Source organism: Aliidongia dinghuensis, from assembly GCF_014643535.1.
In the GTDB taxonomy this organism is placed as follows: Bacteria; Pseudomonadota; Alphaproteobacteria; order ATCC43930; family CGMCC-115725; genus Aliidongia; species Aliidongia dinghuensis.
The window spans coordinates 77,209-100,354 of record NZ_BMJQ01000023.1; the positions used below are offsets into that span (position 1 = coordinate 77,209).

Sequence of the window (23,146 nt, forward strand, 5' to 3'; positions counted from 1 at the left end):
TGCAAAAGCTTGGGCGACGGCGCGGAATAGGGGGCGCGAATTTTCCCGGTTTTCACCCGGAAAATCTCGCGGGAGCGAAACGTCAGGCCGCCCCGCCGCCACCGCCCTTCGGACGAACTAACCATCTGATCGATCGGCCCCTACACCAGCTTGCGGTCTCGCCCGGACAGCAGATCGAGACCTCGCATCGCGGATTTCTTGTCGCTGCCTTTCGGGCTGGTACCGTATCTAGAACACCGATGATTCCAGCAGATCGCCTTCCGACATGCGGTCTACAGCAGCCCAATTCCGCGTCACGCTGAACGAGATCCGCTCCATGACCGCATATTCACCGTTCGACCGAGATCTGAAAGACCTGGAAGCGAGACACCTCGAAGCCCTCCGACAGACGGCCGAAGGCTGGTACATCGAATACAAACGCGAGGTGCCGAATGCTGCCTCCATCGCGAAATCGATTTCGGCATTCGCCAACACCTATGGCGGATGGGTTTTCTACGGCGTCGAGGAGAAGTCCGGAGAGGATGAGGTAGCAGGTGCGTTTCCGGGCGTGCCGCGTTCCGACGTTGACGCGAGCCTTCAGCGCATCCGCCAAGCGATTGCGGGACACTTGAACCCCTCGCCGCATTTCGATGTGAAGGCGCTTTGGGGGCCATGTGATGACATCGGACTGCTGGCCGACCGGGCCGTGATCTGCATCCAGGTGCCCTGGGGTCCAAACGCTCCTCACGTCCACAAGAGTGGTCAAATCTATCGCCGCGTCGCTGCCGGATCTGAGCCTAAACCCGAGAACGACCGTTTCGTTTTGGATCAGCTGTTTCGGCGCGCTGACGACCTGCGCGAGCAGTATCGAGATTGGGTAAATGACGACCCGGAGTTATCGACCGGAGAGAAAGAACGGCCTTACATCCGGCTTATGCTGACCGCTGACCTCTGGCGTGATCGCGGAGCTTGGAGCTATGTCGAGGTCAACGAAGTTCGTGAGATTATGCAGCAGACGCAGGGGATATTTGGCGGAATCTCGTTCGACACCGTCTACACAACAAATGTCGGCTTCGTCGGCCGACAGGTCCGAAACAATAACCCATTCGATTTCGGGCTAACTTGGAGCTTAAGGGGCGCAACGTCGATCAGTGATATCGTCATCCCACTTCATTTCTATACACCCGACCAGGTGAGTGCTTTACCCGACGCAATGGATGGCTATGAGCACATCGATCGTTTCGCGGGGCTGCTACAGCGAAGTGGACACGCAAGCCCTCGGGTTGTTGATCTCAACCACCTCTTCCTCGTGCTTCTCTGCATAGTCGAGATCCAACGGCGGCTGCTGACCAGGGCAGGTTGGACGCAAAGCTATTTTGCAAAAGCGCGACTGCTCAACGTATGGCGTACCATTCCGTTTCTGGATGTCGCCCCCGTGCTGGACCTGTTTGAACAGCACGGGATTCCTATGGGCCTTGCCAACACCGTCACCTCCCCAAGTGGATCGACGCCAGAATCATTTGCAGAGATCGATCCGTTCGCTCAGCACGAACTGGAACCGACAAAGGTTTTACTCCAAGCCGTTTTATTATTTCTTCCGATAGCGCGAGCCTACGGAATTCCGCAGTGGATCGAGTACGGCCCCGGAGAAACCGCCGCAATGTACTATGAGCAGCTTATTCAGGCCGGCAACCGCGCAACGGAGGCACAACGGCGCCGTTTGGAACGCGCACGGAGAATCTGACGTTCAAGCGATACGCAGATCTAAAACTGGTTCCCGCGCCGCCTGAAACGCGCTTCAGTCATCACCTTTTTCCTGAGTCGTCCATGATCAATCGTCTACCGATTGATCATGGACGACTCGTCAGGCCCTCACTTGACTACCGCCCCCGGTTCGAGAGCAGCAATTGGATCACGCCCGCCATGATCTGACGCTCGGTGGCGCTCAGAAGCTTCGCCAGCTCTGAAATATCCTCGACTGACACCGCCTTCGCCGGCTCGGTCGATCCCGCCGTATCGGAGTGGAAAAGCTCAACGACATCGACGCCAAAATGCTTTGCGAACAGGCCGAGCATAGTGACGCTCGGGACGGTCGCCCCATTTTCCACTCTCGAAATTGTTTCCGCCGATTTTCCAACGAGTGACGCCAAGCGGACTTGGCTAAGGCCACGTGCTTCGCGCAGTTCGCGGATACGGCTCCCCACCCTGAGGCCGATTTCGCTCGTCATTGGGGCATAGTGGCGCGAATGGTCCGTCGGCTCCAATGACGTAATATGCCGTATATTTCTTGACTCTATATGTGGGCAGCAGATAAGCCTGATTTCCGAAGGCGAGCGACCGATCCCCCATCATCCACGCAACCTCGCAAAGCCTTCTGTTTCCAATTTCCCGCGCGCCGGACATGAGAAAACTCGCCGCTGGAGTTCTCTAAAACCGCAAGGGTCCAGCCGCTCCGGCTGAAACGTCTCCACCATCGTTCCGTCTCGCTCCGACCATTCAGCGGCGGCGCGCGTACCCCCATGCACGAGGGAATATGCCAGTCTGGAAAATCATCGACATCAGCGGCGAGCCCGTTGATCTGGCCTGTTGGCAGCTAATCTTCGATCCCGTCCGTGGCGGCCGACATCTGGTCGGGCTCGCCGGAGACAACGGTGACGCCCGGGTCACGAGCCCGATCACTTCCTTCGAACAATCCAGCAGGCTTGCCATGGCGCAATCAGGCCAGGCCTACCGCTTGGTCGGGCCAGCGGGATTGTCTCGCGACACCGCTTATGTGCTTGGACAGTTTTGCCGTTCACGCAGCCTTTGCGGCGACCTGATACGCAACGAGTCTCACCTCGTCGAGAACCCGAACGTTGATTTCGGGATCCTGCTCGCCCCCAGTCGAAAGCCACCTCTCCGGTTTATCCATCTGAATGGCTTGCCGGGGGCCGGCGCCGCAGAGGTTGGCCAAACACTTGCCGGTGCCTTCGACGGCCGTCTGCTCGACCATCGAAAAGTTCTGCAGATGTCGTCCGCAATCATGGGCTCCACCGACGCTTCGCGGAGTGCGGCACTGGCAAGAAGCCGTGCGGTCACAATTCTCCACGCGCTCGCTCACTCGTCCAGCGACCCGATCGTCATCAACGACAGACTGCTCGCAGACATCGATGAGGACGAGAAGGCCATCGCCGAGCTTGCTGAGCTGTCGTTGCTCTATGACGCCCGCCTGCTTGCGGTCACACTCGTCGCCGCCAATCGGCAGTCTTCGGAGCGCCGCGACTCGGAAACCGAGGTGCACCGGCCCTTGCTATCCGACGAGATCTACCAGCGGTACTCCGTGCGGAGCGTGGCGGTCGATACGACCGGCCTAAGCACCGAGGAGACCGCCGCCGAAGTCATGAAGCACACGCTCGCGAACGATTCGGGCGTCTAGCCGTCGTTCGTCCCGCCCACGCCTCCAACCGTCCAAAAGGCAGATTTGAGCACTGCCTCAAGCGCGCCCGACGATGTTCGGTGCGAGACGGTATGCCCTCATTGAGGAAACAGAAAAATGCCCGTTTGGCCGATCCCGCCAGTCGAAATCCAGCCGGTGATCACACTCGATCGCTGGCAAATCATTCGGCTCCCGAACGGCGACTGCCACTTCGTCGGCTACAATCCAGCCGGGCTCGAAGGCCGAGTCTCCAACATCGTCACCGCGTTCGACCAAGCTCGCATGCGGGCGCGGACAAAGTCCGGCCGAATCTATGAACTTGTTGGCGCCCCCGGCTGGAGCAAACACGCTCAGTACGTGCTCGGCCGTTGGTGCGCCCTCAACAGTATCGAGGTCGGCGCCCTGGAGTATGTGACGCCGGCCGCCCTTGCCGGATTGCCGATCGAATGAATGCCCAAACTGAGGACCCATCCTACGGCACGCCACTAGACGGATTCGATCTGCTGAGCCTCTGGCGCACCATGCCACTTTCGCACATCGACCCGGCTTTGCTTCAGCGGCTGAGCGGTGCGCTTATTGGCCATGCGCGCAGATGCGAGCCCAACACTGAGCGCGGGGACCTTTTGCTCCGCGCCCAAGGGCGCGATGCCAGCGCCTGGCTGGCGCTCGCCGAAGTCTATGCTACGACGCTTGCCCGGCTCTGGTCTTCGGACGACGCGATTGCGAACGCGAGAGACCGGTATTGCAGCTGCCTCCTGGTGGCTGCCGCGCTCAAATCCGAGTTGGCCGCCGTGGTGCTCGCGGTGCGTCTCGCCCGAACCGAGCTGCAGGGGACGGACATCCAACTGCGCTTGGAAGCGCTTCAGGAGCTGGCAGAGACGCTTGATGCCGCATCTCCCGTCGGGCAGCTCCGGATGATGGTTGCCACGGAACTTGGCAACAAGCCGAACGATCGAGAGAAGATTGAGCCCGCTTCGGAGCGCGATGAGGAGAGCGAGGCCGCCGCTCGCCCCAGCATGCGGGTCCTCCTGCAGAAGCCGCAGAAGCCTTCCGACCGCGACATGAAGGTGATCGTCGAGTCGTTTGCGCCGCTGGAGAAGCCGGTCGAGTTGCTGCAGGCACCGGATGCTCTCTGGCTCGCCACGGAATTGCGCGAGCAATTCCCCTGGCTCGGCGCCGCCATAGACGACATAGCGTCCGAGCTTGCATTGGCGCAGCGACTCGGCCGAAACACGTTCCAGCTGCCGCCGACATTGTTCGTCGGCGATCCCGGTGTCGGGAAATCGACGTTCGCCCGCTGGCTCGGTCTGCTGGCCGGCGTGCCGACAACGACGCTCATGGCGGGAGGCGCCTCGGACAATCGGACGCTGGCGGGAACCGCGAGGGGCTGGAGCAGCGCCACACCGTGTTTCCCCTTAGAAACGATTCGGCGCACTCGCATCGCAAACCCCATCGTCCTCGTCGAGGAGATTGATAAATCCGCCAGCAACAGCCGAGCGGGACGGATTGCAGACACGCTGCTAGGCATGACCGACCCGCTGCTCTCGCGGCGCTGGCTCGACGAATGTCTCCAGGTCGAGGTAGACCTTTCGCAGGTCACCTGGATTCTGACCGCCAATCGCTTGGATCGCGTACCGCCGGCTCTCCGCGCACGGTGCCGGATCCTGCGGTTCCCACGGCCGCGCGCCATCGACTTCGAGGTGCTGCTCGCGGGCATCCTGCGCGACATCGCCGAGCACTATGGCGTCAAAAGCGACATGCTGCCCGAACTGGGTAGCGACGTCGTCGAGCGCCTCAGGGACGGTTTCAGCCGGGGCAATCTCCAGGCCCGGCAGCTCAGCAACCTTGTCCGCCGGGCGCTCGCGCTGCAGGTCGCAGCCGACTCGGTGGAGCCACGCCATTGAGCTATTCCGGTCCCACAATCGAGATCGCCGGGGCGAGCCGCGCGCGCCGAGTGAAGCGACGCTTCGATGCCGTCATCACGATCGAAGATCCTGGCCTGCCGCCGAGCCGGCGGGTGCGGTTTCACCGAGTGCCGCACCCGGACCACCTGGTGCTTATTTTCGAAGATCTTGATGAACCGCACCCGCCCATCATCACGGCGACCATCGAGCACGTCGAGGCCGCGATCAGCTTCGCGCGCGAGCGGCCGGCGGCGTCGCTTCTGGTGCATTGCCATGCAGGTATCGGCCGGAGCCCTGCGATCGCGCTCGCGATCATCGCCGATCGATTGGGGTCAGGGTTCGAGCCGGAGGCGCTCGGCGAGCTGTTGCGCCTCAGGCCGATGGCGGTACCGAACTTGCTCGCGATTAAGCATGCCGATGCAGCGTTGGACCGAAACGGCAAGCTGCTGGCTCTCGTCGAAGAATGGGATGGCCGGCACCCGCGCAATAGGCAGCGTCGCGCGCTGAATCGGCAGGCCATTCTCGATGCCTACCCAAGCCTGCGGCGCAAACATGGGCCGGCCAGACTGAACGACAGTTTCGGCGCCGATCGCGTCGCTCTAAAGGGCCCATTGTCGTCGGACATTGAGTTCGATTTCTAGGTTGCTCGGAGACATGACGTCACCAACGAGGATCTCGTGCGCAAAAACAAAAGTACTTGGGATGAGTGATACGCCGTGATCAGCAAAGTAGCTCGATCGGGCCGAGTGCCGTCTTGAACGCGTCCACGCTCGCCCGCATGGTCTCGGACTTTTGTAGAGTTCGAGTTTCCCCCCTCCTTCCGCCTAGGGAAACCGAGGCATTCAGGCAATACCTAGTCGGTCTGGTCCAAACGCGAACTCAGCCACCGCGCATCAGCAAGGCCTATGGGTGGGAGCAGATCGCCATCGACAGCAAGCTGGATGCCACCACGTTGGAGGCGATCAACGAGCAGCTGCGGCCCGTCCTTGATGCGATCGTTCGCGGTCTTCCGAAACTGCCGCCCCTTCCGAAGCCAAAGCGCAGCAAACCGGCCCGAGCGATACCTGCTCCAATTGTCCCGCGAACTCCACCTATCGCCGTGGAGAGAGCGCCAAAGCGTTTGCGCAATGCGACAAGTGTCGCCACAGCCCCTCCGACCACGGATGCCGTCAGGGATGTCGAGGGGCTCCCTATGCCCGAGCTTCGAAGGAGGCGCGGCAGGTCACGCAAACCAGTTGTCGAATTTCCGGAGCCCCGGTGGTCCATTTGTGAGGAGCCCGCCGACTTTTTCGACGCACTGCGGACGCACATGCGGCGACATGGAGACTCGCCGAATTCGTTGTATCGCGCCGTAGCAGCGACCGGTGTCAAACTCGGGAAGTGGACGATCGACACGTGGTATCAAGGTCGCCGCGCGCCGCGCGCTCTCAACAGCATGTTGATCTTGAGCCGGATCGAGCGGCGATATCAGCTCCCTGACGGATATTTCGCCAGCCGGTTGCCCCACCGCAATCGCGCCCTCGTCGGACATGAGATCGAGGGAATTGCCGGCTCTGAAATGAGGCGTCTTGCCTGGCATCTTCCGAATGATTTCGCGTCCCGCTCGCCAATCGAACAGGAAGAGATCCTAGCTTGGGTCAGGACCAACATTGTCTCTGGGACGACCGAATATCGGCGCTTCCAATCCGCGAGCATGAAGCAGCGATACGCGCTCCGCTTTCCGGGGGTCTTCGGGCAGCATTCGGCTCGTTCAGAGCAAACTGAAGAAGGCGCGGAGGCGTCGGCCGACCCCGAGCTGGCATGGGGAACGCGCGTCGCGTCGAAAATGCTGACCGAGCAGATGTCGCGGCTGCTGCAATTCAAGACCTCAACGCTTGCCACTGCCGGCTTTCAACGTTCCGGTGTCTGGGGAGAAGAGACGGCTGCCCAGAAGCTTGAACATCTCGCGCTGATGTTCGGAGCGCTTGCTGCCGAGCCCCATGGGCCGGTCCAGGGGTTGGGAGTGCCTATCCGCAGTTTGTCCCTGGCCATGCTGATCTTCCCGGCAACCTGGGACTGGTATGTGCAATGGCGCGAGCGCCGACGAGGCTTCTATACAAATTGGGAAGTCAACATGCTCAGCCTGGGCCTGGCCCTAGCCCGAGCTGAGACAGGTTGGCTCCGGCAATGCCCAGATTTGGCCGACACACTCCAGCCGATCGCAGGTTTGATCAGCGCTTCCGACATCGATGCGGCGCGGGCGAACTGGGGCGCTGCGTGCGACTCGGTTCACAAGCACAATCTCTCACGGATTAAGGAAATCCAACGAGTCGCCCGCGTCCATCGGGATCCGTTCGAACCGATCCTGCCGATCCTTGAGGCACCTAGCCCTGTTGGTGAATATCGCAAGATTGCCGAGGAAATCCTTAGGCGGATGCCCGATGAGAGGAGATACCCGAGAGCAGCCGCCGAAGCGGTGCGATCATTCCTGATGCTCAGGATCGGAATGCACCTCGGGGTCCGGCAAAAGAATATGCGTCAGCTGCTGTTCCGCCGACGGGGAGAGCCAGCCTCGACCGAGCGTTATCTTTCGGACCGGAAACGTGGCGAATTGCGTTGGAGCGAGCGAGATCACGGCTGGGAGGTGCTGATCCCCTCCATCGCGTTCAAGAACTCGGACTCCTCCTACTTCGGCGGGAAACCGTTCCGACTGCTGCTGCCCGACTTGGCTAATCTATACACTTTCATCGACAGCTATCTCGCTCGACATCGCCCGGTTCTGCTCCATGGCGCCAACGATCCGGGAACCTTCTTTGTGAAAACCGCGAAAGAGACCTCATCGAGCGCTGCCTACAACCAGGCGACCTTCTACGAGGCCTGGCGGCTCATCATCCAGCGGTACGGGATCTACAATCCCTACACCGACCGGGGCGCCATCAAGGGGTTGCTGCCACACGGGCCGCATAACATTCGGGACGTGTTGGCGACACATATTCTCAAGCAAACCGGATCCTTCGAGCAGGCGAGTTACGCAATTCAAGACACGCCGGATATGGTTGCCAAACATTATGGCCGGTTCTTACCGCAGGATAAGGCAGCCCTTGCAGCAGGAATACTGAACAAAGTTTGGGAAGCGGCCTCCGCCGCATGAATACGATCGCCGCTCGGGTGTCGTCCAAGCTACGGGAACCCGCCAAGCGGCGTGCCGGCGTCACTGGCGGTTCGGCGCTTATGAACTGGCCCTCGTGGGGCCACGAAATCTTTCCTTGCCTTCCTCAATCTCGCCGCAGCCAAAATCTGGCTACCGAGCTTTGTCAACAGAACCTAACGGATAATCCGCGACTGTCTGCCGATCTTCCGTTGTCGTAGAAACGACTGTTGATGATGATCTCCCGCCCTAGTTTGCGACAGAAGTCTGAATTGAATGTGGCGTAAATTTCTCAATAGCAACACCAAAAAGATTGGCATATGCCGAGACACAATTCCCCGCCCTCAAATTTGCCATAGCATTCAAGAAATCAAGTCGAGACATCCGCAATATTAATTTAACTGGTTTATTGACGTAAACTTGAATCAGTATGGCATTATTATTCCAGAAATAGACACAAAAACCATGATTGCATTCGGACGGCTCCCCCTGCACGGCGAAATGGAAAAAAGCCCCTTCGGGAGTTCCGCTGTTTGGGCCGAGTGCCGTCGAGTTTTCTGCAGAAGTATAGTTCTCACCGGCCACCTTTTGAAGCAAATCACCGGCAAAATAAAAACAAGGTATTTCACCATCCGTATCGTATTCATGCATAAGAGAGCCGGCGGGCTTCTTGCCAAATCCACGAAGGGTGTCGCGAAGCGCCGCCAGAATCTGATAAGGAAACGGCATGATCCGCAATCTCACGCTAGTATCATTGCGTGAAAACCGTAGCATCTTTCTTCCCCAAGTGGCAAGAAGGCAGCGAAGGACTGGCGCTCGCCCACCATATAATCTGCCAAAGTAGTGCTAGGTCTTCTGCCATCCGTTCAAGCCGCCGAGCCGGAAATCCTGAATGCCATGTTCTGAGACCACCGGCCAAGGCCCTCCGGCTCACGGTCGGCGGGTTGATTGATCACCGCCCGGTGGGAGAGCGGCGCGCGATACCGCTCTCCCACCGGAGCCGTCTGGCCGGATCCGCCGAGGCCGTGCAAAGCACTGAGCTAAGGCGCGAAGCTGGAGCGTACGGCCTTCTGTTCGGCAGCTTGGATACCGGGCGCTGCCCAGCGGGTTCGATTGTTCATCCTGGACGCGCCAGCTAAGGTCCGCCAGGAGGAGAAGACAATGGGCGAACGCGATCCGAACATCGTGACATCCGGGTTATCCGGCTCTGTGACGCGCGACGGCATCACCGTGGCCGTCAACATCTTTCGTCTTGAGGATCAACCTGGCTGGACGCTGGAGGTCGTCAACGCCAAAGGCACGTCCACCGTGTGGGATGATCCGTTCAACACAGACGACGACGCTTACGCCGCATTTCTTCAGGCCGTCTCGGACGAGGGAATAGCGACCTTCCTCGATCAGGCAACCGTTATACCCTTCCGGCGATAATCGACCCATGTAAGACGCTAGCGCTTCGTTACGATGATCTCTGAAGCAGACCCGTCTGATGCCAGGTCTTTCGGGTCTGCGCCGCAAATCTGCCCGAGGCCGGGTCGGACATGATTGATGGCGAACCGATCGTGTTTGCGATATTGCCGTGCAAGCTTTCCGGATGCCTGGGAGGGAAATTGGTGCAAAATCCAAATGATCTGATTACCTCATTCAACGCACTTTCCCAGTCCCAGAAAGCTGTGCTGTCCGATTACAGAGCGTCTGGCCCATGGCACGGCGGCACAGCTCTTGCCTATGACATCAATCTTTTACTCCGGAATTCGGGTGCGCCACCGGCCGGCGTCGCCGCGACGATTATCGCCGAGCTTGACCAGGCAATTGCGGCAGCTGGCCAATTAAGTCACCCACTTACCGTCTATCGTGCGATGGGTGACATCTCTGGCATGACGCCGCTTTCGTCGGGTGCGACTTGGCGGCCACAGACCTATCTCTCTACGTCATTGTTCTGGAACAATCTCCAGACACACTTGGTAGCGCCGCCTGGCACATCGCTGCCGGAGGCGGGCATGCTTACCATCCGTCTCCCCAGGGGAACGGCGGTCGCATATCTTGGAAGCGTTTCTCACTCTTCCAGCGAGGCTGAGATGCTGCTTGGCCGACTCCACGAATTCAAGATCATCACCGAGAGCGCAGGAAACATTAAATACTACACTGATTCGTTCCGTGCTTGGAACTTCAGCGGCTTACGGGAAATCACTTTGGAGCTGGTGAAGTGACCTTTCTGGGATCGTTAAACTTGATCTGATGTTGTAAAGTAGCCAATGAGCCGAGCGTTCGGGTTAAGCGCGACACAAACCGTCAGCGGCCTGACCGGCTTCCGCCCGAGCCGGCCTATCGTTTTTCGTCTGAGGCTAGATTTGTTTTAAGGGCCGTTACGCACGAATTGAGCGTAAATTAACAGTAATAGACGGGGGCAGAAGTGTCCGACAGAGACGATCAAGCTTCATCCAGATTCATTGACGAACTATCAAATGACGATCTGGTCGCAGACATTAAAGATGTTGGGCCAGAATTCTCTTACTATGTGCCACTGATACGGATTAGACAGATCAGCGGTGTAGCCCAAGAAAAGAGACTTCTCTGCTTAAAAAAATATCGGGCGCGATCCAAAAAGAAAAAGCAAGTGCAGCTTGCCACTGGTATTCTGTCTTTGATTTCTGGCGGCGCCACCTCTGCATTGTTCCTTCCGGCGATGGATCTCGTTGGAACAAAGCTTTTTGCGGCGTTGGTGGCCTTTAGCTCCGGCCTGATCGCTCTGATTTCCCACACGTATCTTGATGAAAAGGAGACGGCAAAGTTAAACGAAGCAGCTGATGCTTACGCGGAGCTTCGGGCTCGTGCCGATATCTTCTTAGAAGGCAGCCAGCGTAATTTTGAGAAAATCGATCTAGTCTTGCGCAACTTGGTGCAGCGGCAGGCAGAAGTTCAGCGGAAATTTGATAGTTTAATGGATACGGAAGTTATCGAGCGCATTGCAAGAGAAATACTTGATGAATCTAGAGATAGGGCGAGACAAGAAATTGCCGATATCATGAGGCGGGCAAAGCGCAAACCCAAATCTCGAATTAAGTTAAAAGCTATCGCCGATTCAAGCGCCTTGAGGCCGAATGTTATCGACGATTCGAACGAATTAAAGCCGAATGTTTTTGATTATTTGGACGCTATGAAACCGAACGCCGTTGAAGATTCGGATGGTCTCAAGCCGAATGCTGTCGATAACTCCGATGGGCGGTTGACATGAGACGAGACCGGCCTCGCGGCATAGGGTGGAGGCACGACTGCGCTACCGAGACCTACGCTCAACGGGCTGTCGTCAAATCTCAAGAGCCGCCATTCCACTAAGCTTCCGGCCATCCGTCTGGCAGACCCAATATCTCGCCCATCGATTGCCCGGCAGCGATGCGGTAGCGCCCCTTTTCGGGCTGAAAATCGTCCACACCCAGATCAAAGGGTGGTACCGGTGCCGTCGTCCAAGGGTTACGGATCAGTCGCCCACGCCGTACAGCGAAATTCCAAGGATCGATCCGTTCAGTAGAAAGAACGGCGCTCAAGCCCTTGCGGCGAGCGCCGCTAGGCCCGCTCCAGACGCCATCCGGATTTCGGCCCTCGCGAGAGGCAAGCCCGTCAGCTGTCTGTTCCAGCACCATGCAGGGCGAGCCGAGCAGCGCATCGATGGCGGCATCCTCGCGAGCGAACATCCCGAGCGCGTTGACCGCGACCACGTAAGGCTGGTCGAGCGCGCCGTAGCGGCTGGCTTTCTTTTCCAACGCGCCCCTCACATCATCGGGGACCGTCACAAGCCCCGCCGGGAAGAACCGCGCCCCAATCGCGCGGCGAGCGCGCTCCGGATGCCGGCGGGGGAACGCACGCAGAGAGATCGTCGCCCCATGCTCTTGATGCTGGAACGGTGCTGCGTCCATCGCGTCGTCGTCGTCGGGCAACCCGGTAATCCATGCCCGCAAGGCCTTCGTCATCGCGTTGATCGATATCGGAGCGGTCGGAACGCCGTGGACGGTCAGGTCTAGGAAATGGCGCGGCGACGATGTCCGATCGATCGCGGTTAGCGCCTGGTTAAGCCTCGCCTGCGCGGCAACCTCTTGCTGCGACCGACCGGTGGCGAGGACGCATTCGATGTAGAGGCGGTGGCCTTCCTTCGCTTCCACTAGAAAGTCCGGGGATTTCGGCGTATGGGGCAGCTTCGGCTCGATTGCCAAGATCCGGTGCTCGCGGGCGAGCAGCAACTCGTGAATAAACAGCTCGAAGAACGCAGCACGATGCTGGTCGTCGATGGTCGAGCGAAGACGCGCAATTAGAGCGTCGCGGTGGTCGGCGGGATAGTGGGTGAGCCAATCCTCTGCCAGTTGACGCACACGCGCGGCTTCAGGCCGCCCAGAGCGATTCAGGTATGCGAAGGCGGCCTCGTGCTGCTCGGGTACGTTCGTGTCGGGCCGGGGGATGTCGTCGAAGATGAGCATGTTCGGGATTGCCGGCAACGCGCAAAGGAGAACCGAAATCTAGACCTAATCAGACGGCAGACCGGCCGTCGCTAGCTACGCCGTCTTCCTGACTGCCACTCCCTCGTCCACTAGGTACGCCAGCACGGCGTCTGCCATCGGCGCGACCAAGTCTTCGGGGAGTTCCACCGCTGCCCGCCAGGTGCCATCAGGTGCGCGGTAAGTCGGCAGATGGATCGAGGTGCCGCCGCCGGCAACGTGCCGCGCTTGGACTCCCCTTATCCAAAAGCCCACGCCACAAATCACAATCTCCACGTCCACGAAAGCAAAGACAGACTTGCTCTGCATAGGCGTACAGTTGCCGATCGTGAAATTCACCGTTTGGGTGGCCAAATCGCGCCCTGACATCACCGTCACTCAATTCGGAAGTACTGGATCCATAATAACCGAACTGAGCAAGTTTGTGCCTCTATCAATTATGGCCAATGGTACTGCCGAAAATCGTCAGCCGTTTCAGGCGGGCGCCTTCGCGATCGTCTTGAGCAGAGCGAGGACGGCGTTGCGTTCATTGACATGCTCGATGGCATAGAAGGCGCGGACCAGCTCGACGGTCTTGCGCTTCCTCATCAGATCGCTCGGGATCTCGTCAGCTGCGGCAACTGCTTCATGGGCGCGCTGCGCGGCCACCAGGCCACCCTCGACCTCGACGGTTTCGAAGAAGAACGAGACCGGGCAGTGCAGAATCAGCGACAGCTGAAAGAGCCGTGAGCCGCTGATGCGGTTGGTGCCGTGCTCATACTTTTGGAGCTGCTGGAATGTGAGGCCCAGCACCTTGCTCACCGCCTCCTGGGACAGCCCGAGCAGTATCCGGCGCAACCGGACCTGGCTCCCAACGGCACGGTCGATGGCGTTGAGCTGTTCGTCGGTAAGCCCCGCGTAGACTTCCGTCGTTGTTGTTGTCCCATTTTTTGATCGCATGACAAATGTTCTCCTGGGTTGAGCGCTCATAATATTTCGCGCGGCGAAGGCAGACCCTTATCATGGATCACCGACATACAGGGACAGCCGCTACGGCAGTCCTGACGCCTTGGTTTGGAATGGCTTAAACCACATGAGCATCGGCAATCAGAACGATGGGCTGGAGCGGACACGTCCGCCCGCCATTCAAACCGCTTCGGCGTACGGCTCTCCCGATGCTATTTTACGTCGCATAGAAAACGTCGTTCTCGCCGACTGACGTTATCAAGCAGGGGCACACGCCAATGGGGAGAAAGACGAACATAGAAAAGGCACTCAACGACACTCAATTGAAAGATTGCTGCGTCTTGAATTCCTTCAAAGAATTGAGGCAGACTGCGGATCAGCCTTACACGCATGAAAAGCTTGCGGCCTGGAGTCTTCCTGGCGTAGATAAAAACAGAAGGACTTCCGTGCATACCGGAATTCTCAAAAATTCCGAAATGTACTTAGAGACGGGTCGAGAGCTTGCGAAGAATATTCCATGGGCGGGCATCTGCCAAACATTCGCCTGCGCATCGAGTTACATCATAAAATCCTGCAAAGATTTTGCCGTTAACTCGATAGAATTGTTCAGCTTCGGAAACAAATTTAGCGGCCACGTTTTTCTCGTAATAGATCGCCCCAAAGGTTCTGATGAGAGCAATCCTAGAACATGGACAGATGCCATCATTGTTGATGAATGGTATGCTCTCCAAAAAGGGGACGATGATCATCCTGCCTTCAAGGCGAACGACCTTGGAAGCGCATATATGATTTGGCTTCTGGCAAAAACTGGAATCAGGTGTGAGTTGTCAGTGGTGTGAGTACCTCCTGCGAATCGTGAGATCATTGCAAGTTGACGTCCAATTGCGTCCATGACCATCAACCACACAGACACGGAACTTCAGGCGACAGCCGCGCCGCTTAATCGTCGGCTCGGGCGCCACGGCATGGCTGGAGACGTGCTCGACATTCGGCAGCGTAATCGCCGGGTGCTTGAGGAAGCCCGTTCGGCCGGCCTGATCGGGACGACCAAGGACACGCGGATCTCCGCTCGCGTGTCGTCCAAGCTTCGGGAAGCCGCCAAGCGGCGTGCCGGCGTCACTGGCGATTCGGAGCTTATCGAGCTGGCCCTGGTGAAGCTCGCCCTGGAGGACGATTTCGGAGCCCGCCTGGTCGCGCTAAAGGGCACGCTGTCGTCGGACATTGAATTTGATTTCTGAATCACCAGCCTCAGAGACTTTATCCTCTCGCTTTGTGGGCCACGCCCTTTTGCTCGGCCTCCAGGAGCCAAGCCAACAAGTCACCTGCGTCCTGCACGAAGTTCGCCTGCGGCATGTTCACCCAGTTTTCCAGACCGCCGGCACGAAGCGCGTCCGCTACGCATCCCGTGCAGTTATTGCGAGTGCTAATAAAAGAATACTTGGGTGGATTTTGCAATCTTTCGAGCCAGAACGCCTCTATTGCCTGAGCGTCAAGCCCGTCGGCATCTGAGTCAGGCTGTCTCGTCGCTAGGTTAAATTTATACTGAGATTTTGCCGTTCCAAAGAAATCTATCATGTTACCTTTGTCTTGCCGCAACCCGAACTTCTCAAATTTCATGTACGGTTCGAGTTCCCATGGCCGTAGTGGAGTGCCGTTCGCCATCCAGGTGATGTAATATTTTGTATTGTTGGACACTAGGGTGATACTGGCGTGGCCAACTCCTGCTTTCCTCGCAACATCGCCAAGAAAGCCTTCCTGCGCCGGCAACCAAATTCGAACTTTAATGCTATTGGGCATACTACCCCCCGAGGCTGGATGGCCGCTCCAAGTTTCGTAACAGGTTGGCTGCGCACTCTATCTCCTTACGATGGGGCATGCGCAGTCCATCCGCAATCTTCCGATCTGAAAGTAAAGGTTTATTTTTTCAGAATTATACCATTTTTGACTGCGATTGGAAATTGTATAGGGCAACGAGCGAGATCGGCTCAGTGGCTAGCTGCAACTTCAGCCTGGTGATCTCCATCCGGATGGAATGCACCGCCGCCCGGCCTGCCCCTGGGAGTTCACCGGAAACTCGGCTATCCAGGCAGGCTCTTGGTACGGCCAAACTGAAAGATCGGAAACGTCGGCTGCCCGTTGCAATGAGCGCGGATCGGCGGTGTCCGCAGTCTTTCCAGGGGACCTACCGCAGTCGCGGAAGGCGTAGGCCGAGCGAACGTCCTCGAAGCTGATCTACTGGAACCGGGCCGAGCGTGGCAGGCACTTCCCGGCGCTGGATCAGCCAACGATTTTCGTCCGAGAAGTCCGGGACGCCTTCAGATCGATCCGGACCTGATGCACTATCGGCGCCGCGTTGCTCGGCCCACGGCGCCGATCAGCCAGCGCCCTCGAAGGAGCCCCTCATGCTGGACCATGTTTTCCTGCCCGTTGCCGATCTGGTGAAGTCGATCCGCTTCTACGAGCAGGCGCTGGCCCCAGTCGGCATCACCTGGCGGATCGACTATGACGGCAAGGACGGCCCGCCGGGGCATCCCGACCTCAAGGGCTTCGGCAAGGACGGGCGGCTTATCTTCTGGCTGCGCCAGGGACGGGTCGCGGGCGACGCGTTCCACATCGGCTTCATCGCCTCTTCGCGGGCCGAGGTCGATGCCGCCTACAAGGCGGCGATGGATGCCGGCGCCGAGGACAACGGCGCGCCGGGCATCCGAGCCTACTACGATCCGCGCTACTACGCTGCGAACGTCTACGATCCCGACGGCCACAGCATAGAGTTCGTATATAAGAATTGGCAGCATCCCAGCGCATAAACGCCGGGATCTATCCTGCGCTGCTCGGCTGGCTTCGACCCACGGTTCCCGCACAACGAGCTTTGCGCCAATCTCAAGAGCGGAAGTCGAGTCATTCGAGCCGCAATTGAGCGAGCGAACCTCAGCGAGCCAACCGGATGCCGTTTCACAGAGGGCCGCCTGGCCGGAAGTCTCAGAACTCCTTATCCTGGACCTCCGGCTCGGTGATGGCTTGGCCTTGCAAGCAAGGGTTAAGCGGCAGTACTCAGAACGCTGCGGATATGCGCTGCTAGGATTTTCGCGCATCGGTCCTGAGCAAAGTCTTTACGCATACGCTGAACGAGCAGGGAAAGGGGTGTCCCCAGGATAATCCCACCCCAAAAACCAACCTGCACGGACATCCAATCCGCCCCGGCTATCACGTGATCGGCCGAGCTAAGGCCATAAACACCGAACCCGACAATAAACATCATGGCGATAATCACCTGAAGGTGCCACGAGCTAACTCGGGCGAACTTCTTTCCGTAGGAATTTGCCTCTGATGTGAACGCGTCCATATTGGTATTGAGCGCTCCGCACCAGTAGCCCTTCTCCGCTCCAACCTCAGAAACCATGCACAGCTTGACCGTCTGACCTGGTCGAACCGGAAAGCCGGCACCGCTGGCAACATATCGCTTTTCCATATCCCCGCTGCGAACATAGATTTCGCGATCCGTGGAGGAAGTCACGTGCGTTTCACTCGTCGTGATCCACTGCCCGTTCACCCGAGTCGTTGTGGGGGTCGAATACGAACTCACGGATGTTTTGTCGCTTGAAGCCTCGACTGTTCCGGAGAAAACGGAAAATTCGAGGGGGTATTTCAGATAATCGGAACTAAGCTTTTCCAGATTCTCTGGAACGTTCAACCAGGACATAAATGGCACTCCAAAGATACTTTTGACGCGATCGATGCGCGGGCGCAGCATTGAAAATCATGGGACCATACTCCGTGGTTTAATGGTCTTCAAGCTGCTCGGGTTGCTGTATGCACATCCGAGCAATCGTCGCGCGAAATCTCAGGAAAATGAGGGTTCTCAAAGGGCTGTCCCAGGAGAACTTGGCCGTCGATGCCGGCATCGACCGCACCTACGTGAGCCGGTTGGAACGCGGACTGGAGAATCCGACGGTCGAGGTGTTGGATCGGATCGCGAAAGCGCTCGACCGGGACATCATCGGTTTTTTCGACGACGTCTCACCCGACGAACCGGAAGTCCGGCCGCTCAAGGGCGGTAGGAAGCCGAAATAGTGCTTCCAACAGCCAGTTTGTCCGCCTGGTCGGAAGGGGCTCTTTACCAATGTGCAACCTAGGGTCAAAGCTCATCAAGATCGGCGGCTATCGACCAGTGGTGGTCGCTCGACAACGATCTGTCTTGCTTTCCAGGAAGCGGACGTTCGGCGACGTCCGTCCTCAGCCGAATTGCGGCAATCGACGCTGTTCTCCGGGCGGCATGCGCCTCGGGAATCCGGGCGTCTGACAATCGGCTATCGGCGCGCTGGGCTTGCGACTGAATTCACGCGGAGCCTCACCGAGCCGACGCTTCTGACTGGGAGCAGAGGTCGAGAATGTCCGCTCCTGGACAACGAGACCAGTGTTTGGCCCGTTTGCCGAGCACGGCGCGGGCAGTCTAAGAGCGTAATATGCTAATAATTTGGCCGAAAAGTCGCCACTGTTCATCATTGAGTGAAGACACCTCTCCGACACATAGTGGTGAGAAGGCAAAGGTCGAAGAAGACGATTTGCAGGCGGACTGGATTGTTTGATGACCGAAGCACCTAGTGACCCGACATCGATCAACCGCTCTTTCTTTGACCTGTCGGACGCGGAAGCTGGCGATATGGAGAAAGCCTCTGCCTTCACCCGGGGCGGCCGGGGCGTCAGCTTTGGCTGGGACGAGTTACTGCGCTCCCAACGCGTCCTAATCGTGTCTGAAGCGGGCGCAGGCAAAACGTACGAGTGCCAAGCGCAACAGGCCAAGCTCTGGGAGGCGGGAGAGCCTGCGTTTTTTCTGGACCTCGCGACGTTGGCTGGAAGCTCGGTCCGCGAGATGCTCGGCGGGGACGGCGAAGAAGAACGGCTTGACGCGTGGCTGCGCTCTCAGTCAGAGATTGCGACATTTTTCTTGGATTCAATCGACGAGCTGAAGCTTACCCTTGGCAAGTTCGATCAAGCATTGAAGCGACTTAACAAGGCGCTCGCCGGCCAGCTCGGGAGGGCGCGGGTCGTTATTACGACCCGACCCGTTCCCATTGATCGAGAGCTGATCGTCAAGCATCTGCCAGTTCCGGTGCCCGCAGAGGCTGAGCCTACGGCAGAAGCCTTCGCCGACATGGTCATGGATCGCAGCAAGCATAAGCCTGCGCCGGAGGGAGGCCCCAAGGCATGGCGCAATGTCGGCCTTATGCCACTGTCACGCGAGCAGATGCGCCAGTTTGCAGTGCTCCAAGGCGTTTTGGACCCAGATGCGCTTCTGGTCGATATCGGCCAGCGCGGCGCAGAAGAGTTCGCGGAGCGACCGCAGGATTTAGTCGAGCTGTGCTCCGATTGGAGCGACCATCATCGCATCCGTTCCCATTTCGAGCAGGTCGAGACTAACGTCGCGACGAAACTAAAGCCAAGAATCGAGCGCAAAGAGAGAGCGGAGCTGTCGCAAGAGACGGCAATCGAGGGTGCTAGCCGGCTGGCGCTGGCCGCGATGCTGACTCGGAAGCTCACGCTGCGACATAGCGCTGACACCGACAGCGTTCGTGCGAGCGAGGCGGCGCTCGATGTGTCCAAGGTTTTGCAGAATTGGGGTGCCGAGACGCGGGCCACGCTGCTGGAGCGCCCGCTTTTCGGCTTTGCAAGTTACGGCCGCGTCCGCTTCCACCATCGGTCTGTGGTGGAGTTTCTCGCCGCGCGACGGCTCGATGCGCTATTGGCCCACGGCGTCCCAATCAAGTCGATCAAGCGACTCTTGTTCACGGAAACAGCACAAGGTGTGCGAACGGTTAGGCCATCGATGCGCCCGGTTGCAGCTTGGTTGGCCCTTTGGCGCGATACAATTTTTGACGAGATCGTCGCACTTGATCCGGCCGTCGTCCTGGACCACGGCGACCCGCAATCGTTGCGTCCGACGCAAAGGATCAGGGCGCTGGAAGCGTATACTGAGCGTTACCGCCTTGGCGGATGGCGCGGTCTAAGCATACCGCGCATTCAGGTGCACCGCTTTGCATCGCAGGAACTTACGGACAGCGTGAAGCGGCTGTGGGATCAAGGGATCGAGAATTCAGAAATCCGCGATCTCTTGTTGCGGATAGTGGCGGCCGGAAAGCTCGACGGATGCGCCGACATCGCTTACGCCGCCGCCATGGACGCGGCCGGGACGGTCCGCGAGCGTAGCCATGCCATTGAGGCTTTGTTGCAGCTGAACGACCCGCGCCTTGAGGCGCTTTCGGTCTCGATAGACATTGAGAGCGCCCTTTGGCCGGACGTGATGGCGCGCCAAGCGGTGCTAGACTTATTTCCGACCTATATGCCCGTCGAGCGTCTGTCGCGAATACTTCGGCGCGTGAAGGAGAAACCGCGCAGCGCCGGTGCCCTGAATTACTACCTGCCGCGTGGAATTGAGACGGCCGGACTCTCGCCGAACTATCTCGATCAGTTGCGCCAAGCGCTGACGGAATTGATCGGCGATGGCTTAGCGTGGAAAAGCGATCAATTCCCACACCTTCGGACGAAGCGCCCTGACTTGGTCCCCGCACTCGCCGCAGCATGCCGCCGGCAGGCGGCGGGCGGTCTCGGAACTGAGCCGTGGATCCGGTCGAGCCTTGTTGTGATTCGCCTGTTGCGAGAGGACTACAGCACCAAGGATATGGTGGCAGAGTTGCGAGCAGCGCTCGCAGGACTCCAACCTGATGCGCGCGAAACCGCATTCTGGGAAGAAGACGCCCTTCTGGGGAATCTGCGTCAATCCAACGACGCGTGGCACCGGGTCTACGAACTTTCTCGCAACGGCGGCATCCAGCTCAACAATGAAAAGGACGCCGCATGGGTTCGAAAGCGGCTCTCTAATCCTAACGAGCCGCTGGAGCATCGGGAGATGATGCTATGGGCGGAAATGCTCCTGCTCAACGGTGACGCGACCGATCATCGACAACTGCTGGAGGGCCTCAAACAGTTCGTCTCGGACGCGCCGAGCCTCTCAGCGATAATCGAAAATCGCTTGAAGCCGCAGAAAGTCAGCGCCCAACTCCGCCGGATGGAAGCCGAAAACGCGAAGCGCACCAGGCAGGCCGAACGAGGCGAGGCTAAGGCCTATGCAAGTTGGGTGACGTTTTGGCGCGAGATCGCGCGAGACCCGGACAAGGTTTTTGCTGTGGACCGCGCCCAGAATACGGCCTGGAATCTGTGGCAGGCGGTTGAGCGTTCGGGTCCGGAAAGCCGGGCGTCGGGATGGAACCGGCGGTTCATAGAGGAGCAGTTTGGCAGGCCCGTTGCCGATCGGCTTCGTGAAACTATGATGGCTGCGTGGCGCACGGATAGGCCTACGCTCCGCAGCGAACGTCCGGACGGCCAAAAGGATACGTTTCTGGTCAAATGGCAATTTGGCCTCGCCGGCATTGCTGCGGAAGCTGAAGATGCGAACTGGGCGAAGCGGCTGACAGAGCAGGAGGCCGAGCTGGCCTGTCGCTATGCACCATTGGAGCTAAACGGCTTTCCGTCGTGGCTCGAAAGCCTTGCCGTGGAGCATCCGGCGGAGGTTGATCGGGTTCTCGGAGAAGAACTAAGTATTTCGCTCCGGGAGGTGGTGGGCGCCAGCGCGTATTCGATGTTCCTACAGAACATAAGTCACGCATCCGCGATCGTTGCTGCGCTTTTTATTCCCCGTATTCGCGCTTGGCTGTCCGAGGTTGTGCAGGTCGATGCATCGCCGAATGAGGCACAGTTTGGACAGAACCTCCGCCAAGCGATCGAAATTCTCGTCAAGAGTGGCAACGACGATGATCGCCGTTCGATAGAGATGACTGCGAAGCAACATTTAGCCGATGGCCTTGCTGTCCCCTTTGCGAGCACGTGGCTACCGACCCTGCTTCATCTCAATGCGGTCGGCGGTGTTGAAGTTCTTGAGAACGGCCTCAAAGAAAGCGTGGCCTCAAAAAAAGGCGTCGGCGTGCAGTTGTTCGCTGAGTTGTTCGGCCGGGATTTTGGCGGCATCGAGGTAGATCTCCGCGCGCCTGGATTTACTCCGTCGCTCCTGCTTAGGCTTCTTCGACTTGCTTACCAACATGTTCTGGTCGGGGACGATGCACACCGCGAAGGCTCCTATTCACCGGACACGCGGGATAACGCAGAGAGAAGCCGGAACACCGTGCTTAACGCCCTACTCTCGACGACAGGCAACGAGGGTTGGACCGCAAAGCTCGAAATGGCGGCCGATCCCTTGTTTGATCACATTAAGGATCGGGCCATTACGCTCGCGGAGGAAAAAGCCGCCGAGGAGGCGGACAACGTACCGTATACAGAAGCCGAGTTTGCAATTCTGGACAAGACGGGGGAGACGCCGCCAAAGACGCGCGAAGCGATGTTCGCTCTTATGCGGGATCGGCTCGACGATATCGATGATCTCTTGCTCCAGGACATTTCTCCGCGCGAGCTATGGGCCGGCATCACCGATGAACATATTATGCGGCGAGAATTGGCGCGCACATTACGCGATGCTGGAAATCACAGCTACACAATAGATCAAGAATCCGTGACTGCGGATGAGAAGGAAACCGACATTCGTTTCAGATCAACCGGATCCAATCAACAAGGAACCATCGAACTCAAGCTTGGAGACGAGCGAACCGGGACCGATCTTTTCAACACGATTAGCGATCAGCTCCTTACGAAATACATGGCGGCGGATGAGTGCCGTGCGGGGTGTCTTCTTGTGACCATCGCAAGGAGCCGTGAGTGGGATCACCCCAAAACAGGCAAGAGAATTGACTTCGAAGAATTGATGATCGTACTAAATGAAGAAGCTGCCCGACTCTCGAAAGAGCTTGGGGGGGCGGCAAAGCTCATGGCGAAGGGCATCGATCTTCGGCCGCGCCTCAGGACGGAAAAGAGACGCGCACCCTGAGTCGCGCTGGAGAAGACAGAGACTTGCGCGGCTCGGTTGCTATCGAGCAATGAGTCGATGTCGGAACCTAGCGCAATGTCCGCGAGACGTGGCGGACAAGTTTGAACCCTATCAGTGCAACGAACGGCACCGAAAAAATTGGCGGAATTGCGTATTCCGCTCCCCAAGCGGACGATCTGCTCTCAGGCCATCCCGACAATAAGAGTATGCGATGGGGTGGACGCCCCCCCGACGGCTGTTATTCGGCGTGGAAAATTGACCCCTGCTGAGGGGTGATCGGTGTCCAAAATTGACCCCCTTGAGGCTGCTGTTGGCAAGCTGCCCGCTCCTGGATGCGAGCGGGTGGTCGGGGGATGTTGGTTG

The 23,146-nt window shown here is 58.4% G+C and carries 22 protein-coding genes; 15 read left to right on the plus strand and 7 right to left on the minus strand.

Features of this window, described 5'->3' with window-relative positions; translation table 11 throughout:
* The first annotated feature begins 316 nt into the window (after window positions 1–316).
* Window positions 317–1,723: an AlbA family DNA-binding domain-containing protein gene (locus IEY58_RS30590; protein WP_189051973.1), complete on the plus strand. Its 1,407-nt coding sequence runs from the start codon at window positions 317–319 to the stop codon at window positions 1,721–1,723.
* Window positions 1,724–1,859: 136 nt separating this feature from the next.
* Here the strand turns inward: IEY58_RS30590 and IEY58_RS34690 are convergent, their stop codons facing one another.
* Window positions 1,860–2,207, minus strand: coding sequence for a helix-turn-helix domain-containing protein (locus IEY58_RS34690; protein WP_189051974.1), 348 nt, complete (start codon window positions 2,205–2,207; stop codon window positions 1,860–1,862).
* A 305-nt stretch (window positions 2,208–2,512) separates the two neighbouring features.
* Between IEY58_RS34690 and IEY58_RS30600 the strand changes: the two genes are divergently transcribed.
* The 5 genes from IEY58_RS30600 (at window position 2,513) to IEY58_RS30620 (ending at window position 8,428) form a co-directional block, all read left to right on the plus strand.
* Complete coding sequence (locus IEY58_RS30600; protein WP_189051975.1) at window positions 2,513–3,394, plus strand: hypothetical protein; 882 nt, start codon at window positions 2,513–2,515, stop codon at window positions 3,392–3,394.
* A gap of 117 nt (window positions 3,395–3,511) precedes the next feature.
* Window positions 3,512–3,844: a hypothetical protein gene (locus tag IEY58_RS30605; RefSeq protein ID WP_189051976.1), complete on the plus strand. Its 333-nt coding sequence runs from the start codon at window positions 3,512–3,514 to the stop codon at window positions 3,842–3,844.
* The gene (locus tag IEY58_RS30610) at window positions 3,841–5,298 is read left to right on the plus strand and encodes an AAA family ATPase (protein WP_189051977.1); all 1,458 of its coding nucleotides are present in this window, start codon (window positions 3,841–3,843) and stop codon (window positions 5,296–5,298) included. Before IEY58_RS30605 ends, IEY58_RS30610 begins: the two co-directional genes overlap by 4 nt.
* Window positions 5,295–5,939 (plus strand): tyrosine phosphatase family protein, encoded by a 645-nt coding sequence (locus IEY58_RS30615; RefSeq protein WP_189051978.1) that lies wholly within the window; start codon window positions 5,295–5,297, stop codon window positions 5,937–5,939. The genes IEY58_RS30610 and IEY58_RS30615 overlap by 4 nt, the downstream gene beginning before the upstream one ends.
* Before the next feature lie 698 nt (window positions 5,940–6,637).
* Window positions 6,638–8,428: a hypothetical protein gene (locus IEY58_RS30620; protein ID WP_229744078.1), complete on the plus strand. Its 1,791-nt coding sequence runs from the start codon at window positions 6,638–6,640 to the stop codon at window positions 8,426–8,428.
* Window positions 8,429–8,674: 246 nt separating this feature from the next.
* Here IEY58_RS30620 and IEY58_RS30625 read toward each other — a convergent pair whose 3' ends face one another.
* Complete coding sequence (locus IEY58_RS30625; RefSeq protein ID WP_189051979.1) at window positions 8,675–9,154, minus strand: hypothetical protein; 480 nt, start codon at window positions 9,152–9,154, stop codon at window positions 8,675–8,677.
* A gap of 432 nt (window positions 9,155–9,586) precedes the next feature.
* Between IEY58_RS30625 and IEY58_RS30630 the strand changes: the two genes are divergently transcribed.
* From IEY58_RS30630 to IEY58_RS30640, 3 genes are all read left to right on the plus strand, one after another.
* Window positions 9,587–9,853 carry a hypothetical protein gene (locus IEY58_RS30630; protein WP_189051980.1) on the plus strand — a complete coding sequence of 89 codons (267 nt, stop codon included), beginning with the start codon at window positions 9,587–9,589 and terminating at the stop codon, window positions 9,851–9,853.
* A 110-nt stretch (window positions 9,854–9,963) separates the two neighbouring features.
* A complete protein-coding gene (locus tag IEY58_RS30635; RefSeq protein WP_189051981.1) occupies window positions 9,964–10,632 on the plus strand; it encodes an ADP-ribosyltransferase in 669 nt (222 codons plus the stop codon).
* 203 nt (window positions 10,633–10,835) lie between these two features.
* Window positions 10,836–11,657: a hypothetical protein gene (locus tag IEY58_RS30640; protein WP_189051982.1), complete on the plus strand. Its 822-nt coding sequence runs from the start codon at window positions 10,836–10,838 to the stop codon at window positions 11,655–11,657.
* Between the two features lie 97 nt (window positions 11,658–11,754).
* Here IEY58_RS30640 and IEY58_RS30645 read toward each other — a convergent pair whose 3' ends face one another.
* The 3 genes from IEY58_RS30645 to IEY58_RS30655 form a co-directional block, all read right to left on the minus strand.
* Complete coding sequence (locus IEY58_RS30645; protein ID WP_189051983.1) at window positions 11,755–12,891, minus strand: hypothetical protein; 1,137 nt, start codon at window positions 12,889–12,891, stop codon at window positions 11,755–11,757.
* A 75-nt stretch (window positions 12,892–12,966) separates the two neighbouring features.
* Window positions 12,967–13,278, minus strand: coding sequence for a hypothetical protein (locus IEY58_RS30650; RefSeq protein WP_229744079.1), 312 nt, complete (start codon window positions 13,276–13,278; stop codon window positions 12,967–12,969).
* A gap of 105 nt (window positions 13,279–13,383) precedes the next feature.
* On the minus strand, window positions 13,384–13,848 hold the full coding sequence (locus IEY58_RS30655) for a helix-turn-helix domain-containing protein (protein WP_189051984.1): 465 nt from the start codon (window positions 13,846–13,848) through the stop codon (window positions 13,384–13,386).
* 133 nt (window positions 13,849–13,981) lie between these two features.
* Here IEY58_RS30655 and IEY58_RS34695 point away from each other — a divergent pair, with 133 nt between their 5' ends.
* Genes IEY58_RS34695 through IEY58_RS30665 form a run of 3 tightly spaced genes read left to right on the plus strand, consistent with a single transcriptional unit; the run spans window position 13,982 to window position 15,092 of the window.
* A complete protein-coding gene (locus IEY58_RS34695) occupies window positions 13,982–14,107 on the plus strand; it encodes a hypothetical protein (RefSeq protein WP_268237602.1) in 126 nt (41 codons plus the stop codon).
* Window positions 14,108–14,132: 25 nt separating this feature from the next.
* A complete protein-coding gene (locus IEY58_RS30660; RefSeq protein WP_189051985.1) occupies window positions 14,133–14,693 on the plus strand; it encodes a hypothetical protein in 561 nt (186 codons plus the stop codon).
* 51 nt (window positions 14,694–14,744) lie between these two features.
* Window positions 14,745–15,092, plus strand: a complete 348-nt coding sequence (locus tag IEY58_RS30665; protein ID WP_229744080.1) for a hypothetical protein — start codon at window positions 14,745–14,747, stop codon at window positions 15,090–15,092.
* A gap of 19 nt (window positions 15,093–15,111) precedes the next feature.
* On the opposite strand, the gene IEY58_RS30670 is transcribed toward IEY58_RS30665, so the two are convergent.
* Window positions 15,112–15,651, minus strand: coding sequence for a hypothetical protein (locus IEY58_RS30670; RefSeq protein WP_189051986.1), 540 nt, complete (start codon window positions 15,649–15,651; stop codon window positions 15,112–15,114).
* Window positions 15,652–16,256: 605 nt separating this feature from the next.
* On the opposite strand from IEY58_RS30670, the gene IEY58_RS30675 reads away from it, so the two are divergent.
* Window positions 16,257–16,661: a VOC family protein gene (locus IEY58_RS30675; protein WP_189051987.1), complete on the plus strand. Its 405-nt coding sequence runs from the start codon at window positions 16,257–16,259 to the stop codon at window positions 16,659–16,661.
* A 230-nt stretch (window positions 16,662–16,891) separates the two neighbouring features.
* Here the strand turns inward: IEY58_RS30675 and IEY58_RS30680 are convergent, their stop codons facing one another.
* Window positions 16,892–17,605, minus strand: coding sequence for a hypothetical protein (locus IEY58_RS30680; RefSeq protein ID WP_189051988.1), 714 nt, complete (start codon window positions 17,603–17,605; stop codon window positions 16,892–16,894).
* A 59-nt stretch (window positions 17,606–17,664) separates the two neighbouring features.
* Between IEY58_RS30680 and IEY58_RS30685 the strand changes: the two genes are divergently transcribed.
* Window positions 17,665–17,925: a helix-turn-helix domain-containing protein gene (locus IEY58_RS30685; RefSeq protein WP_189051989.1), complete on the plus strand. Its 261-nt coding sequence runs from the start codon at window positions 17,665–17,667 to the stop codon at window positions 17,923–17,925.
* 514 nt (window positions 17,926–18,439) lie between these two features.
* Window positions 18,440–22,783: an NACHT domain-containing protein gene (locus IEY58_RS30690; protein ID WP_229744082.1), complete on the plus strand. Its 4,344-nt coding sequence runs from the start codon at window positions 18,440–18,442 to the stop codon at window positions 22,781–22,783.
* The last annotated feature ends 363 nt before the right edge of the window (window positions 22,784–23,146 follow it).

Bases quoted from the DNA above. Each gene is read 5' to 3' on its own strand.
- IEY58_RS30645 (WP_189051983.1), bottom strand. From the start codon at position 12,891: ATGCTCATCTTCGACGACATCCCCCGGCCCGACACGAACGTACCCGAG.
- IEY58_RS30590 (WP_189051973.1), top strand. From the start codon at position 317: ATGACCGCATATTCACCGTTCGACCGAGATCTGAAAGACCTGGAAGCG.
- IEY58_RS30665 (WP_229744080.1), top strand. From the start codon at position 14,745: ATGACCATCAACCACACAGACACGGAACTTCAGGCGACAGCCGCGCCG.
- IEY58_RS30675 (WP_189051987.1), top strand. From the start codon at position 16,257: ATGCTGGACCATGTTTTCCTGCCCGTTGCCGATCTGGTGAAGTCGATC.
- IEY58_RS30685 (WP_189051989.1), top strand. From the start codon at position 17,665: ATGCACATCCGAGCAATCGTCGCGCGAAATCTCAGGAAAATGAGGGTT.
- IEY58_RS34690 (WP_189051974.1), bottom strand. From the start codon at position 2,207: ATGACGAGCGAAATCGGCCTCAGGGTGGGGAGCCGTATCCGCGAACTG.
- IEY58_RS30660 (WP_189051985.1), top strand. From the start codon at position 14,133: ATGGGGAGAAAGACGAACATAGAAAAGGCACTCAACGACACTCAATTG.
- IEY58_RS30670 (WP_189051986.1), bottom strand. From the start codon at position 15,651: ATGCCCAATAGCATTAAAGTTCGAATTTGGTTGCCGGCGCAGGAAGGC.
- IEY58_RS30655 (WP_189051984.1), bottom strand. From the start codon at position 13,848: ATGCGATCAAAAAATGGGACAACAACAACGACGGAAGTCTACGCGGGG.
- IEY58_RS30680 (WP_189051988.1), bottom strand. From the start codon at position 17,605: ATGCTGCGCCCGCGCATCGATCGCGTCAAAAGTATCTTTGGAGTGCCA.
- IEY58_RS30610 (WP_189051977.1), top strand. From the start codon at position 3,841: ATGAATGCCCAAACTGAGGACCCATCCTACGGCACGCCACTAGACGGA.
- IEY58_RS30605 (WP_189051976.1), top strand. From the start codon at position 3,512: ATGCCCGTTTGGCCGATCCCGCCAGTCGAAATCCAGCCGGTGATCACA.
- IEY58_RS34695 (WP_268237602.1), top strand. From the start codon at position 13,982: ATGAGCATCGGCAATCAGAACGATGGGCTGGAGCGGACACGTCCGCCC.
- IEY58_RS30625 (WP_189051979.1), bottom strand. From the start codon at position 9,154: ATGCCGTTTCCTTATCAGATTCTGGCGGCGCTTCGCGACACCCTTCGT.
- IEY58_RS30635 (WP_189051981.1), top strand. From the start codon at position 9,964: ATGATTGATGGCGAACCGATCGTGTTTGCGATATTGCCGTGCAAGCTT.
- IEY58_RS30630 (WP_189051980.1), top strand. From the start codon at position 9,587: ATGGGCGAACGCGATCCGAACATCGTGACATCCGGGTTATCCGGCTCT.
- IEY58_RS30690 (WP_229744082.1), top strand. From the start codon at position 18,440: ATGACCGAAGCACCTAGTGACCCGACATCGATCAACCGCTCTTTCTTT.
- IEY58_RS30650 (WP_229744079.1), bottom strand. From the start codon at position 13,278: ATGTCAGGGCGCGATTTGGCCACCCAAACGGTGAATTTCACGATCGGC.
- IEY58_RS30600 (WP_189051975.1), top strand. From the start codon at position 2,513: ATGCCAGTCTGGAAAATCATCGACATCAGCGGCGAGCCCGTTGATCTG.